Source organism: Shewanella fodinae, from assembly GCF_014651955.1.
Classification (GTDB): Bacteria; Pseudomonadota; Gammaproteobacteria; order Enterobacterales; family Shewanellaceae; genus Shewanella; species Shewanella fodinae.
This window is the reverse complement of the sequence record NZ_BMXW01000007.1, coordinates 73,938-88,547: the sequence shown is the minus strand read 5'-3', so window position 1 is coordinate 88,547 and position 14,610 is coordinate 73,938. Positions and strand designations below refer to the sequence as shown.

Annotated in this window: 9 protein-coding genes and 7 tRNA genes; 9 read left to right on the top strand and 7 right to left on the bottom strand. The window is 49.3% G+C overall.

Annotated elements, in window-relative coordinates:
* Window positions 1-59 precede the first annotated feature (59 nt).
* Window positions 60-1,313 (top strand): MFS transporter, encoded by a 1,254-nt coding sequence (locus tag IE064_RS08375; RefSeq protein ID WP_189617439.1) that lies wholly within the window; start codon window positions 60-62, stop codon window positions 1,311-1,313.
* Here the strand turns inward: IE064_RS08375 and IE064_RS08370 are convergent.
* The 5 genes from IE064_RS08370 to IE064_RS08350 form a co-directional block, all read right to left on the bottom strand.
* Window positions 1,297-2,661 (bottom strand): sigma-54-dependent transcriptional regulator, encoded by a 1,365-nt coding sequence (locus IE064_RS08370; RefSeq protein WP_189617438.1) that lies wholly within the window; start codon window positions 2,659-2,661, stop codon window positions 1,297-1,299. The genes IE064_RS08375 and IE064_RS08370 overlap by 17 nt on opposite strands.
* A complete protein-coding gene (locus tag IE064_RS08365) occupies window positions 2,658-4,457 on the bottom strand; it encodes a sensor histidine kinase (RefSeq protein ID WP_189617513.1) in 1,800 nt (599 codons plus the stop codon). Before IE064_RS08365 ends, IE064_RS08370 begins: the two co-directional genes overlap by 4 nt.
* Window positions 4,458-4,526: 69 nt before the next feature.
* Window positions 4,527-5,924 carry a TRAP transporter large permease gene (locus tag IE064_RS08360; protein WP_189617437.1) on the bottom strand — a complete coding sequence of 466 codons (1,398 nt, stop codon included), beginning with the start codon at window positions 5,922-5,924 and terminating at the stop codon, window positions 4,527-4,529.
* Window positions 5,921-6,577 carry a TRAP transporter small permease gene (locus tag IE064_RS08355; protein ID WP_189617436.1) on the bottom strand — a complete coding sequence of 219 codons (657 nt, stop codon included), beginning with the start codon at window positions 6,575-6,577 and terminating at the stop codon, window positions 5,921-5,923. The genes IE064_RS08360 and IE064_RS08355 overlap by 4 nt, the downstream gene beginning before the upstream one ends.
* 48 nt (window positions 6,578-6,625) lie before the next feature.
* Window positions 6,626-7,654, bottom strand: coding sequence for a TRAP transporter substrate-binding protein (locus IE064_RS08350; RefSeq protein WP_283166101.1), 1,029 nt, complete (start codon window positions 7,652-7,654; stop codon window positions 6,626-6,628).
* A 393-nt stretch (window positions 7,655-8,047) separates the two neighbouring features.
* On the opposite strand from IE064_RS08350, the gene gltX reads away from it, so the two are divergent.
* The 8 genes from gltX to IE064_RS08310 all read left to right on the top strand — a co-directional run bounded on the left by gltX (window position 8,048) and on the right by IE064_RS08310 (window position 10,459).
* Window positions 8,048-9,457, top strand: coding sequence for a glutamate--tRNA ligase (gene gltX, locus IE064_RS08345; RefSeq protein ID WP_189617435.1), 1,410 nt, complete (start codon window positions 8,048-8,050; stop codon window positions 9,455-9,457).
* Between the two features lie 100 nt (window positions 9,458-9,557).
* A tRNA-Ala gene (locus IE064_RS08340) sits at window positions 9,558-9,633 on the top strand.
* A 15-nt stretch (window positions 9,634-9,648) separates the two neighbouring features.
* A tRNA-Glu gene (locus IE064_RS08335) sits at window positions 9,649-9,724 on the top strand.
* 154 nt (window positions 9,725-9,878) lie between these two features.
* Window positions 9,879-9,954, top strand: a tRNA-Glu gene (locus tag IE064_RS08330).
* Between the two features lie 86 nt (window positions 9,955-10,040).
* Window positions 10,041-10,116: transfer RNA gene (locus IE064_RS08325), tRNA-Glu, on the top strand.
* A 26-nt stretch (window positions 10,117-10,142) separates the two neighbouring features.
* Window positions 10,143-10,218: transfer RNA gene (locus tag IE064_RS08320), tRNA-Ala, on the top strand.
* 61 nt (window positions 10,219-10,279) lie between these two features.
* Window positions 10,280-10,355 (top strand) — tRNA-Glu (locus IE064_RS08315).
* 28 nt (window positions 10,356-10,383) lie between these two features.
* A tRNA-Ala gene (locus tag IE064_RS08310) sits at window positions 10,384-10,459 on the top strand.
* Between the two features lie 209 nt (window positions 10,460-10,668).
* Here the strand turns inward: IE064_RS08310 and IE064_RS08305 are convergent.
* Together IE064_RS08305 and IE064_RS08300 are read right to left on the bottom strand one after the other, a co-directional pair.
* Window positions 10,669-12,297: a methyl-accepting chemotaxis protein gene (locus tag IE064_RS08305; RefSeq protein WP_189617434.1), complete on the bottom strand. Its 1,629-nt coding sequence runs from the start codon at window positions 12,295-12,297 to the stop codon at window positions 10,669-10,671.
* A gap of 359 nt (window positions 12,298-12,656) precedes the next feature.
* On the bottom strand, window positions 12,657-14,486 hold the full coding sequence (locus IE064_RS08300; protein ID WP_189617511.1) for an ABC transporter ATP-binding protein: 1,830 nt from the start codon (window positions 14,484-14,486) through the stop codon (window positions 12,657-12,659).
* Between the last annotated feature and the right edge of the window lie 124 nt (window positions 14,487-14,610).

The window sequence follows — 14,610 nt, the reverse complement described above, 5'->3', positions numbered from 1 at the left end:
ATGTGTGTGGGCGTGCTAGTCTTATGTTAATTCAATAAAAGTTTGAGGTGTGTCACATCATGGGTGAAAACGCGCTGGCACGCATGTCCCGCGATAATCGCTTAATTTGGGCGTTATGTGTGGCTTCCATCGTCATTTACATCAACTTATACATGATGCAAGGGATGCTGCCGCTGATTGCTGAACGGTTTCAGGTGTCGGCGGCGCGCTCGACGTTGGTATTGTCCGTGACCAGTTTTACCTTGGCGTTTTCACTGCTGATCTATGCCGTAATTTCGGACCGTATTGGGCGTCATAAACCTATTGTCTGGAGCTTGTGGGCGCTAGCTTTGTCCAACTTGTTATTGATCTATATCCGCAGTTTTGATGGGTTGGTGGCGGTGCGGTTGCTGCAAGGCGTTTTGTTGGCATCGTTGCCGGCTATTGCTATGGCCTATTTTAAAGAGCAACTGCAGCCGCAGACCATGCTGAAAGCCGCGGCGGTTTACATCACCGCCAATAGCTTCGGTGGTATCGTCGGCCGTTTGCTGGGTGGCGTATTGTCACAATACTTTGACTGGCAAAGTGCCATGTGGGTGTTACTACTGGTGAGTTTGCTGGGGGTAGCAGTCACTAACTGGCTGTTACCCAGTGCCCGCAGTGCAGCAAAACGAGAGCATCGGATACGACGCTGGCAGTTCCGACAGGAAGGACGTATTGATTTGCGCGGATTTCTGCGGCATTTACAGGACAACCAGATGCGGCTTGCTTACATCATCGGTGGTGTGACTTTTATGATGATGGTGAATCAGTACAGCTTTATCCAGTTACGGTTGATGGCGGAACCTTATTACTGGAGTCGTTTCCAGGCGACGCTGATCTTTTTATGTTATTCCAGCGGGACTATCGCGTCTTACTTCACTGCTAGGTGGATAACCCGTCACGGGCAGTTGCCGTTATTTAAGATGTCATTAGTGCTGATGCTGGCGGGGACTTTGCTGACGTTGCTGGAAAACCAGGTCACTATCTGTATTGGCTTTTTGCTCAGTAGTTGTGGTTTTTTTGTGACTCACAGCTGTTGCAACTCTTTTGTGGCGATGCGCGCGAACCGCCATCGAGCTAAGGCAACATCACTATATTTGTGTTTTTATTATTTTGGCGCGGCAATGGGCGGCCCCTATCTGATGATGTTCTGGCATCATAGTGCTTGGCAGGGGATTGTTGTGGGCTCCCTGTTATTGCTAGTGGTGATTGCTGTTGCGGTGTGGCGGCTCGGCAGTGCGCAGCGACACAGCCTTAGTGCACCGCCGCAGTTAGCTAAAGCTCATCATTAATAAAGTCTTTCCGCTCAAGCCCATATTTACGCATCTTGTCATAAAGGGTTTTGCGGGGTAGTTCCAACTGTTCCATGGTATGTTTGATAGAGCCCTTGTTGTGATTGAGCGCGTCCTCAATCAACAGGCGTTCAAAAAATTCCACTCTCTGTGTCAGTGACATGCCGCTGTGCAGTTGTTCATCACTACTCATAGCACCGAATGCCGCATCGCTTCCCAACAGCACGTAACGTTCTGCCAGATTGCGCAGTTCCCGTACATTGCCGGGCCAGTCATAGGTACTCAGCTTGGCTACATGCGAGGTATCCAATGCGATCACCTCTTTGTGGTATCTGGCGGAGGCTACCCGTGCGAAATGCAGGAACAGTAGTGAGATATCTTCGCGTCGATCCCTCAATGGTGGAATTTCGATGGTGACCAAATTCAGCCGATAGAACAGATCATGGCGGAACTCGCCCTTGTCACACAGCGCCTTAAGATCAACTTTGGTGGCAGCAATAATGCGAATGTCCAATTCGATGCTTTTGTTGGAACCCAGACGCACTACTTTGCGGTCTTCTAACACTCGCAGCAATTTGACCTGTAATGACATCGGCGTGCTTTCAATTTCGTCGAGGAACAGGGTGCCGCCGTTGGCATACTCGAATTTGCCGATACGGGTTTTGTCTGCTCCGGTAAAGGCACCCGCTTCAGCGCCAAATAACTCACTTTCGATGATCGTCTCTGGAATAGCACCACAGTTGATGGCCACAAAATTAGCAGCGTTGCGTGGACTGTGATCGTGTAAATAGCGGGCAACCAGTTCTTTCCCTGTACCGGTTTCGCCATGCACCAGAATATCCGCTGGGGTGTCCAATACCTGGTGAATAACGTGGCGCATCTGCCGGATCCCCGGACTGTTACCTAGGATCCGTGGTCCCGGTAGGCTTTGTGATTGCAGCTCCTGTTTCAGTTTGCGATTTTCTAACGTCAGTGCGCGTTTTTCCAGTGCGCGTTGCACGATGTCCAGAATATGTTCATTGTTAAATGGTTTTTCTAGAAAATCATAAGCGCCTTGTTTTACCGCGCTGACTGCCATGGCAATGTCACCAAACCCGGTAATTAGAATCACCGGAATATCAGCATCTTGCTGTTTTATTTGCTGCATAACGCTGATGCCATCCATCCCAGGCATGTTGACATCGGTGATGACCACGCCCATCCAGTTGCGATCGAGAGATTTCAAGATCTCCTGCGGTTGCGTGGTGGCTTTGGCCGCAATACCTTCCAATTCAAACAACTGGGTTAGCACAGTACCAATATGGGGCTCGTCATCTAGGATAAGGACGGTATAAGTGTCATGACTCATACGTTATCCTCCGCCGGGCACAACGGCAGCAGGATTTTGAATTCGGCTCCCCCATCGATAGCATTGGCAACGGTAATGCTGCCGTTCATAGATTCAACAATTCGTCGTGAGATAGACAGCCCCAGGCCCAGTCCCTGGCGTTGAGAGGTGGTGAAATAGGGCTCAAAAATCTTTTCCATTTGACTTTCATTTACTCCGGGGCCGGAATCACGGATTTGGATGCAAAGCTGTTCTCCGGCACTAATGGTAATGGTGAGTTGTCGCGTTGGCGAATGCTGCATGGCCGTTATCGCATTACTTATCAGGTTCACCAGTACCTGTTGTAACCGTACTTTATCACCAAAAAAGCGTAATGGGGCATTGGGTAGTTGTAACCGTAGCTGAACTTGCTGTTTTTCAATTTCCGGGGTGACGATGGTGAGGGCATCTTCGACGGCCACTCGCAAATCAGTGAGTTTGTCTTGTCCTTTAGTCTTGCGGGTAAAGCTTTTAAATTGCGCGACAATTTCCGCCAGTCTGTCTGCCAGACTGATAATGGTGGCAAGATTCTCCTGCGCTTTCTCCTGCATATGGCGGGTCAACAGGGTTTGCGTGTTTTGCGCATAGCTACGCAGCGCCGCTAGCGGTTGGTTGATCTCATGGTTGATACTGGCAGAGAGACTGCCAATAACGGTCAGTTTGGCAGCTTGTACTAATTCGTCCCGTGTTTCCTGCAACTTGTCATTGGCATCTTGTAATTCGCGGGTACGCTCCTGTACTCGTTGTTCCAGTAGTTGTTGGGCTTGCTGCATCCGCCGCATATTTTTGCGGCGTTCGAGGCTGAAAAGTAACCCCAACGCCGCCAGCAGGTACAGACAAGCGGATAGCATTAACAGTGGTGGCAGCGATGTATACAGTGGCTTCACGGGGGTCATCACATGGACATTCCAGCCGGCTTTGGTCATTTCGCTGCGCGTATCTATATACTGTGCTTTGCCGCTGTCATTGGGAATTTGATAGATCGGTGTTTTTTCTGAATGCTCAAATGGTGCATAGGGCGGTTTAAGCGTGAGCGCACTGATAATACGGTTAGCATAGCGGCGGCTTTTGTAGATAATCTGCTGACTGTTGTCATCCAGTGGTACCAGCGATTTTAGGCGCCAACTTTCTATGCTGGCAACAAAGATCACCTGATCATCACCACTGATAGCAAGTTCATATTGGCCCGACTTTGCCAGACCGGTGAGTTGCGCTTCAATATCCGCAATATCCACTTTCACAACAATAACCCCTAGGATTTCGGCTTTTTCCTGAATAGGGTAAGAAAAGTAAAAACCACGGGTATCTGACGATGTTCCCACGGCATAGTAGCTGCCTAAACGACCCGCTACTGCTTCGGTGTAGTAGGGTCGAAAAGCATAGTTTTGACCAATGAAGGAATAGGGTTTCTGCCAGTTACTAGCAGCAACGGCATCACCGTTTTTGTTGAGTAAATAGATGTCTGAGGCTTCGGTGACATGTTGAATCTCTTCAAAATAGCGATTGATGTGCTGAATTTCCGTATGATCATCACTGTGGCGTAAAGCCTTGGCCAACAGTGGGTTAGTTGACAGCACATGCGGAATACTCTCATAGCGGATCAAGGCACCATCGATGAAGTTGATCACTTCTTCGAGTTGTCGGCTAGCCAACGGTAATGCGCGGGAAAACCCTTGCTCTAGATGGTACCAGTAAGTCAGTCTAAGAGTTATAAATAGTCCGCTAATCAACAAGATGCTGATCAGTAGACGTTTACGCGTGGAAGATTGCGTTTGCATTTCCGGCCATTGCCCTGAATCACGGCGAGTCTGGCCTAGACTCGCCGATACTTCATGATTTTTCAAGGGCTAAGGGTTACGCAGGCTGTCAAGAAATTCTGGCAGTACCAAGGATACCTGCGGTACGTATGTGATAATGATTAAGAAGCCCAGTAGTAATAGTAACCACGGCAGACAGGCCTTAATCACCCAGCCGATACTGCGGTTGGTAATTCCCGACGTCACAAATAGGTTGAGCCCCACTGGTGGCGTCAGCATCCCAATCTCCATGTTGACGACCATGATGATCCCTAAGTGGATCGGATCAATCCCCAGTTTGACGGCTATCGGGAACAGAATTGGTGCCATGATCAGCAAAATGGCCGATGGCTCCATAAAGTTACCAGCCGCCAGTAGCAACAGGTTAACGATGATCAGAAATCCCCAGGCAGGTAGGCCCCAACTCACGATAGTTTCGGCAATGTGATGGGGGATGCGTTCAGTGGTCAGCACATGGGCAAACAGCATCGCGTTACCGATGATAAACAACAGCATTATGGATACTTTAGCGCCGTCACGGACCACTGTGCGTATCTCTTTATCCGCGGGAGTTTTGAGCAAGCCAAGCAGCATATGCCACAAGTTTCGCACAATCGCGACAGGTAGGGCTTCTCCAGGATTACGCCACGCCACGTTCTTCAGCGGTCCGATGTCGCGATAGCCAAATACGGCGACCAGGTAAGCGTAGATACAAGCGACAGCGGCGGCTTCGGTTGGGCTGGCAACACCGCCATAGATAGAACCCAGGACGATGACAATCAGCATTAAGCCGCCCATGGCCTTGGCCAAGGAAATCGATAGTTTGCCAAAACCCGGGAAGGGCTGTGAGGGTAACCCTTTGATCCTCGCCGTGATATAAATGGCGATCATCAGCAAACCGCCCATCATCAAGCCAGGAATTAATCCTGCCATGAACATTCTGGCTGCAGAAACTTCCGTGGCGGCGGCATATACCAACATCACGATGGATGGCGGAATGAGGATCCCGAGCGTCCCCGAAGTAGTAATAACCCCTGCGGCGAATTTCTCTGGATAACCCGCGCGTACCATGCCCACGATCACTATTGAGCCGATGGCGGCAACGGTAGCCGGAGATGAACCGGAAACGGCGGCAAACAGCATACAAGCCATTACCGAAGCCATCGCTAGACCACCACGAATATGGCCGACACTGTCCATGGCAAAGTCGATAATGCGCCTAGCAACACCACCGGTTGATAAGAACGCAGACGATAAAATAAAGAACGGGATCGCCAACAGGGTATAGTGTTCTGAAGTCGATGCGTACAGTTTCAATGCAATTGAGGCCAGCGAGTCATTGGAAAATAACAGGATGGTCAGCATGCTGGAAAAACCCAGCGCAATCGCAATTGGCATTCCAAGCAGCATGCAGAGAAACAATGTGATAAACAGCGTGGCAATTGTCATGGCTTCACCTGCGGATCTGAATGGTTATGGTCAGGGGCATTACCGTTGTCAGTTGCATCATCCGCTAACTGCATGCTTTCCTTGGCTTCATCGTGAAAACTGAACCCTAAAGATTGGTTACGAATAATGGCAATAAACAGCTCGATAAAGCGCCAGGTCAACATGGCAAAACCAAACAATAGAATACTTTGTGACATCCACAGTGGCACGCGCGGGTCTTCTACATCGATGCGCCAGGTATCCCACACCTTGTCAGCGTCGAGACCAGCCATCCAGGCATGGGGAAAACTGATATCTTCCATGGGCACGCCAGTGGTATACATCTGCTTGAGGTAATCCCAACTGCCAATCAGGAACAGGCTGCAGTACACCAAGCAGATGGCGACGGCCACCAGTGCGGTATATTTACGAGTTTTTTGTGGCAGGTTTTTAACAAAAGCATCAACCCCAATGTGGGCTCCCACTTTGACACCGTAAGACATGCCAAACAGTACAAACCAGCCAGCAATTGTCAGTGTCAGCTCCTGCATCCACAGAAAACCAACGTTAAAGAAGAAGCGGGCAATCACTTCCACAAAGACCAAAATGGTCATGGCAGAAATCAATACGTTGAGAAAGCCCTCTTCGAAGTAGGCAAAAATTCGCGATAACATAATCCGTCCCCAGTGGGAAAAGGGGGCAAGTTTTGCCCCCGGACAACTTTACTGGTTGGCTGATTCAGCAGCTGCAATCGTTTCTTTACCGATCTGATCTTCGAATTTTTTCCACACAGGTTTCATCGCATCGACCCATGCCTGACGTTGCGCAGGTGTCAACTCAACCACTTTGGATTCTTTTGAGTCGATAATCGCTTGGCGATCTTCCGCATTCTTGTCGGCCGCCATTTTGTTACCGTAAGCAATAGCTTCATCCAGACACTCTTTGATCACTTTGCGTTTGTCTGCTGGCAAGCTTTTCCAGAAGGTATCGGAAGTGACGACCATATAATCCAGTACCCCGTGGTTACTCTCGGTGATATAGGATTGCACTTCATAGAACTTCTTCGAATAGATATTGGACCAGGTGTTTTCTTGACCATCGATGGCTCGGGTTTGTAACAGCGTAAACACTTCAGAGAACGGTTTTTTCACCGCCATCGCATTGAGGGTTTCAAATTGCGCCGCCAGTACATCGGACGCCATTACGCGGAATTTCTTACCGGAAGCATCTTTCGGTAATAACAGCGGTTCGTTCGCAGAAAACTGCTTCATGCCGTTATGCAGGTAACCAATGCCCACAATGCCTTTGCGTTTCATGGAACTCAGCAGTTTCTGGCCTTCATCACTCTGCTGGAAACGTTCTACCGCATCCATATCTTTAAACAGGAAGGGCAGATCGAACAACTGCAGTTTTTTGGTATAACGTTCAAATTTGGATAACGACGGTGCCACAAACTGCACATCATTCAGCAGCAACGCTGCCAATTCGTTGTTATCGCCGAAGAGCTGTGAGTTAGGGAAAACACTGACTTTGTATTCACCCGGCAACCGCTGCTCCACCAATTCTTTAAATTTGAGTGCTGCCTGGCCTTTAGGTGTATTTTCTGCAACTACGTGGGAAAACTTGATTTCTACTGGCTCAGCCACCGCTAGGAAGCTGGCGGTCATAACGCTGCCCAATAACGCCAGCTTGGCCAGTGTCTTTAATGGCTGAGACCACATATTGAGGTGCTTGGTACTTTTTATAGTCATCGTTTTAATCCTTCTGAATTATAAGTTTTTGCAGATACGAGCCCCATAAATACGTATCTGGACCCGGGAAAACAGCTTTATTTCCCAATGGTTGCCCTGACTAAAGGCAAGTTGTGCGCCAATTTGTTTACTTTTACGTAACCTATTGGTTATTCAAGTGTAGATTGTTTGATATGGATCACGCGTAAATGTTAGGTGTGTGAGAAATGGCTCACATTTAAAGTGAAGATGGGTGGATTTCCGCCTATTGGTGCGAGCGAAGACATGAACGGCGGCGATTATGCAAGGTGATGCTTTACTCTTTCCCCCTAATGTCTAGGACTGTTAGAATAGACGCTCTTTTTTCACTCGCCTGTGAACAGGCTCCTTACTCAATAAGGTTTGTGTTCGATTATGACCATCAAGACGCGTTTTGCTCCTAGCCCAACCGGCTATTTACATGTGGGCGGTGCCCGTACAGCTCTTTATTCCTGGCTTCACGCCCGGGCCAATAAAGGTGAGTTTGTACTGCGTATTGAGGATACGGATCTGGAGCGTTCAACTCAGGCAGCAGTGGATGCCATTCTTGAAGGTATGGAATGGCTTGGCCTGAATTGGGACGAAGGCCCTTATTACCAGACCAAGCGTTTTGACCGTTACAATGAAGTGATTGCAAAACTGCTGGAAGAGGGTAAAGCCTATAAGTGTTACTGCTCAAAAGAACGTCTTGAGGCGTTGCGAGAAGGGCAGGCCGCTAAAGGTGAACGCCAGAAATATGATGGCTGCTGTCGTGATGCTGCGCCCCGCGACACCGATGAGCCTTACGTCATCCGCTTTAAAATGCCCCAGGACGGTAGCGTAGTATTTGATGACCACGTCCGTGGCCGCATTGAAATCGCCAACGAAGAATTAGATGACCTGATCATCGCTCGCAGCGATGGTACACCGACGTATAACTTCTGTGTGGTGGTGGACGACTGGGATATGGGGATCACTTGCGTTATCCGTGGTGAAGACCATATCAACAACACCCCAAAACAGATCAATATTCTAAAAGCGCTGGGTGCACCTATTCCCGAATATGCCCATGTGGCCATGATCCTCGGTGATGACGGTGCCAAGTTATCAAAACGTCATGGCGCGGTTAGTGTGATGCAGTATCGTGACGATGGCTATCTGCCTGAAGCACTGCTGAACTATCTGGTACGTTTGGGTTGGTCTCATGGTGACCAGGAAATTTTCTCTCTCGATGAGATGGTGCAGTATTTCAAACTGGATGACATCAACAAATCGGCCTCTGCCTTTAATACCGAAAAACTACAGTGGCTGAACCAGCATTACATCAAAACGCTGGATCCTGAATACGTTGCAGGCTATCTGCAATGGCATATGCAGGATCAGCAGATTGATACCAGCAATGGCCCTGCATTGTCGGCGGTGGTGACCGCGTTGGCGGAACGCAGCAAAACATTAAAAGAGATGGCTGAACATAGCCGTTACTTCTATGAAGATTTTGCGGAGTTTGAAGAATCCGCGGCTAAAAAGCACCTGCGCGGTGTGGCAATGGAGCCCCTAAAACTGGTTCAGCAGAAGCTGGCCGCATTACCTGAATGGACCCAAGAAGCGGTGCATCAGGCGATAGAAGAAACTGCTGCCGAACTGGAAGTGGGTATGGGCAAAGTGGGTATGCCACTGCGGGTTGCCGTCACCGGTGTTGGCCAATCACCATCGTTAGATATTACGCTGTTTCTTATCGGAAAAGTCCGTTGCGAGCAAAGAATCTCCAAAGCGGTTGAATTTGTAGCAGCCAGATTAAATTCCTAAAAAATGCGTTGACACATTTGGGTGTGCTGCATAGAATGCGCCTCGCACTTGAGACATGGGTGACAGTCCGCTGTAGCATGCTCAAATGTTCAAGAGATTCGGGGTTATAGCTCAGCTGGGAGAGCGCTTGCATGGCATGCAAGAGGTCTGCGGTTCGATCCCGCATAGCTCCACCAATTTCTTGGTCCAGGGTCCCCTTCGTCTAGAGGCCTAGGACACCGCCCTTTCACGGCGGTAACAGGGGTTCGAATCCCCTAGGGGATGCCAATTTCACCGATACAGCCTTATATTGGTGGAGTGAAAAAGTCAGCAGGTATAACCGCCTCAGGAAACAGAGTAAAGTTTCAGTCCAGGGTCCCCTTCGTCTAGAGGCCTAGGACACCGCCCTTTCACGGCGGTAACAGGGGTTCGAATCNCCAGGGTCCCCTTCGTCTAGAGGCCTAGGACACCGCCCTTTCACGGCGGTAACAGGGGTTCGAATCCCCTAGGGGATGCCAATTTCACCGATACAGCCTTATATTGGTGGAATAAAAAAGTCAGCAGGTTTAACCGCCTCAGGAAACAGAGTAAAGTTTCAGCCAGGGTCCCCTTCGTCTAGAGGCCTAGGACACCGCCCTTTCACGGCGGTAACAGGGGTTCGAATCCCCTAGGGGATGCCAATTCCGATATTCGGAATACGAATTTCGGGGCTATAGCTCAGCTGGGAGAGCGCTTGCATGGCATGCAAGAGGTCTGCGGTTCGATCCCGCATAGCTCCACCAAATATTCAGTTTGTGCCAGTCGCATGAACTACTCCGGTAGCGGAGAGAAACACTTTCCAAGGTCCCCTTCGTCTAGAGGCCTAGGACACCGCCCTTTCACGGCGGTAACAGGGGTTCGAATCCCCTAGGGGATGCCAAATTCACTTCCATCGGGAATATGAATTTGGGGCTTTAGCTCAGCTGGGAGAGCGCTTGCATGGCATGCAAGAGGTCTGCGGTTCGATCCCGCATAGCTCCACCACTTAATTAAAACCGCCTAGTGGCGGTTTTTTTGTGCCTATCATTTCTAGATAGCGTTTTATCTGTTTTAAGCGCTGGCGCCAAAGCCTCAAGAATGCGGCTTCGCCATTATGCGTGGCACCCTTGAGCTCGCTGCATGGCGTTGCAACATGTTGAGCCCAAGCTAACTCATCCTCGCCACATCATGTCCTTAGGGTCAGTTAATATTGGTTAGAACTGAAATCGACTGACTAAATCTTTCAGTCGTTGCGCCAGTTGCTGTAATTCTGTACTGGCGGTTGCGGTTTGATTGGCCCCATCGGTAATCGTGGACGAAGCACTTTGAATATTATTTAGGTTTTGGTCTACTTCTCTGGCGACCGCTACCTGTTCTTCTGCGGCGCTAGCGATTAATAGGGTGCGTTGACTGATATCTTTAATCTGCGAGGCGATTATCTCAATACTCTGACGTGTTGCCCGTGCGTTCTCCTCCATTGCCTGCGCCTGCTGATGGCTTTTTTGCATGGCGTCCGCCGCCTGGCGAGACTCTTGTTGCACTAATCTGATGGTCGATTCAATCTCTTCGGTGGAATTTTGTGTCCGCAGTGCCAGTGTGCGCACCTCGTCAGCTACCACGGCAAAACCACGGCCTTGATCGCCTGCCCGTGCAGCTTCAATGGCAGCATTTAAGGCCAGCAAGTTAGTTTGCTCCGCAATCGCGCGAATAACATCCAACACCTTACTGATGTCATCAACTCTACGGGCTAAATCGCTGGAAAGTTGATTTGAACGGGTGATCTCTTTACCCACCGCGACTATCTGCTCGGTGGTTTGTGCAACTTGGGCGAAACCATCTTGTACCGACGATTCTGCTTTCTCTGTCGCATCTGAGGTGGACTGAGCATTGAGGGCAACCTCTTCTACTGCACTGGTCATTTCAGTTACTGCGGTCGCAGCGGATTGAATTTCACCATTTTGGATATTAAGTTCTTGTCGATTGGCATCGGTTTGTTGATTCAACAATAACGCTGCATTGGAAAGCGCGGTTGATGCGGTAGATATTTGGCTAATGGTATCTCGCAACTGCCGCTGCATATTTTGCATGGCGCGCATCACCGCCGCGGGTTCATCGGAACCTTCATCGTTGATGACATGATTAAGATTGCCATCCGCTACGGCTTCTGCACTGGCAACAGCTTCGGCCAGTGGCCGCACAATGCTGCGAGTAAATATCACACTGATAACGCCCATGACGGCAAAACTGAGCAACAACACAATGCCTATGGCGGTCATGGCAAACTCGTAACGCATATCGCCAGCATCACTGGCGTTGGCCGCCCCTTTGTTGTTGAACTCAATCATCGCCTGCAACGCTTGTTCAAGTTCTTTGGCGGTGGGCTCCATGTCCATTAATTTAGAAAAGGCCTGCTGTGTCAGGTTTTGCTTGGAGATGACTAAAAATTCATCATGTTGCGCTAGATAATGTTGTTTTGTTTGGGAATAACGCTCAAATAGTTGTTTTTCTTCTGCAGAGTTGGGATCGATAAGATGTTGGTATTGTTTTTCAGAGTTTTCGATATCCTGCATGATCACCACAAATTGTTGCTCAGTCGCACGCATATCTTCTTCTCGGGACTGCTGTACATGGGTAAATTCTGCGACTCGCAATTTTTGGGTGAGATATAGCAAAGCCGAATTCTGACGTACACTCGGTAGCCAGTTTTTGTTGATTTCGGTGGACGCGTTATTGAGCTGATTCATCTGCTGCACAGAAAAAACCGCCATCAATACCATAATGATTGCAATCAAACCGAAGCTTACACCAGCACGCCAAGCAATTTTCATTTTACGCCAGTTCATGATGCCTTTTCTCTCAACAGAATTGTGATGGGAAAAGTGTAGCAAAGGCGCAAAATTTCAACGGTGTAAGTGCAGATTTTTAGCAAAATTTTGGTGTCTATCCGTTAGCCGTCTTGGCCGGGATAACGATTTCGCTATGCACGGTATCTTTCAGACAACTCGTGGCGTGTTATGGGACATTGGCGGCGAACGATATTAGCGGCTACTGCAATATTATCTTTTCTGGCGAGTGGTGAGTGGAGAGTGGCGAGCGCGTCCAGACCTTGCGGTTGTTGGGGCGCTCTTTCGTTGGCGCAGGCGCTATCGCGCCAACATAGGTCATGATAAGTCTGAAGGCTTAACCGTTCTGATGGTTGAACCTAGTCAACGCCAAGGAATCCCCCGGTCTGATGAGCCCACAAGTGTGCATAAATGCCGTTGTGTTGCAGCAGTTGCTGGTGGGTTCCCTGTTCAACCACTCGTCCTTGATCTAATACTATCAACCGATCCATCGCAGCTATGGTGGATAGCCGGTGGGCGATGGCAATAACGGTTTTGCCTTCCATCAGTTGATAGAGACTTTCTTGGATAGCCGCTTCAACTTCAGAGTCCAGTGCAGAAGTGGCTTCATCCAAAATCAGGATTGGCGCATCTTTTAACAGCACTCGCGCGATGGCAATACGCTGGCGCTGCCCACCAGAGAGCTTAACGCCGCGTTCTCCCACTTGGGCGTCCAGGCCACTATTCCCTTTAGGATCTGTCAGCGTTGCAATAAATTCTTTTGCCTGTGCTTTTTCAATGGCCTGTAGCATTTCAGCTTCAGTGGCATCGGGCCTACCGTAGAGAATATTTTCCCGAATGGAGCGGTGCAGCAGAGACGTATCCTGGGTCACCATCCCGATGTTAGAGCGCAATGAATCCTGCGTGATCTCGCGGATATTCTGCCCATCAATACAGATGCTACCGTCTTCGACATCATAAAAACGCATCAACAGGTTGACCATCGTTGACTTACCCGCACCGGAACGGCCGACCAAACCAATTTTTTCGCCGGGTTTGATATGCAGATCCAGATTATTCAGCACCCCGTTTTGTTCACCGTAATGGAAATTGACATGGTTGAAGTCGATGGCACCTTTGGTGACAAGTAAGGGGGTTGCGGCTGGTGCATCAGTTATTTTCGTGGGCTGCGACAGTGTGTGCATGCCATCCGTCACGGTACCAATATTTTCAAACAGCGCACTGACTTCCCACATGATCCATTGCGACATCCCATTAAGTCGCAACGCCAAACTGACGGCAATGGCAATCGCCCCTACGGTGATGGCGCTACCCATCCACAACCAAATAGATAGCGCGGCAACGGTAAATGCCAGCAGGTAATTGAGCACTTGCACGCTGACATTGATACCAGTGACTAGGCGCATTTGGCGGTACACAGTGTCGAGAAATCCGCTCATACTTTTGCGGGCGTAGTCTGCTTCCTGATGGGTATGTGCAAATAACTTCACTGTGGCGATATTGGTATAGCTGTCGACGATGCGACCTGTCATGGTCGAGCGGGCATCGGCTTGTTCGCTGGCAACACGTTTCAGTCGTGGGACAAAATACCACTGCAGACAGACATAACATAGCAGCCACACCATCATCGGCAACATTAGCCGCCAATCGGCGCGAGCCATCATCACTACCATTGAGGTGAAATACACTAGGATATACACCAGCACATCCAGCAGCTTCATTACGGTCTCGCGAATAGCCAGAGATGTTTGCATCACTTTGGTTGCTATGCGTCCGGCAAAATCGTTTTGGTAGAAGGCCACACTTTGTTTAAGTAAATACTTGTGGGCTAACCAACGCACCGACATTGGATAATTACCCAATAGGCTCTGGTACACAATCAATGCATGGGCTAGCGTTAACAGTGGGATCAGTACCAGCACCATCAGTGTCATACCGAGCAGTTTGCTACCTTCTTGTTGCAGTAACGTGTTGGGATCTTTACTCACCAGCCAGTCAACCAGTTGTCCCATAAAGCCAAACAGTGAGACTTCCAGCACTGCCAGTGATGCTGTTAGTAACGACATGATGATAAGCGGTTTTTCAAAGCCGCGAGTATAGTGGCGACAAAACGCCAGTAGTCCTTTAGGCGGCTGCGGCGGATCGATATCTGGCAGCGGATTAGTCCAGCCCTCAAAAATACTAAACAGCTTTTGGATCATAGTGTTTTCTTCATTAATGTCAGTGGTCATAGCATACCCTATTTATGGGGAGACCGGCATGAGCTGATGGCGACCACCTTGTCATGAATAATCTCACCAATTGAGTTCCGTT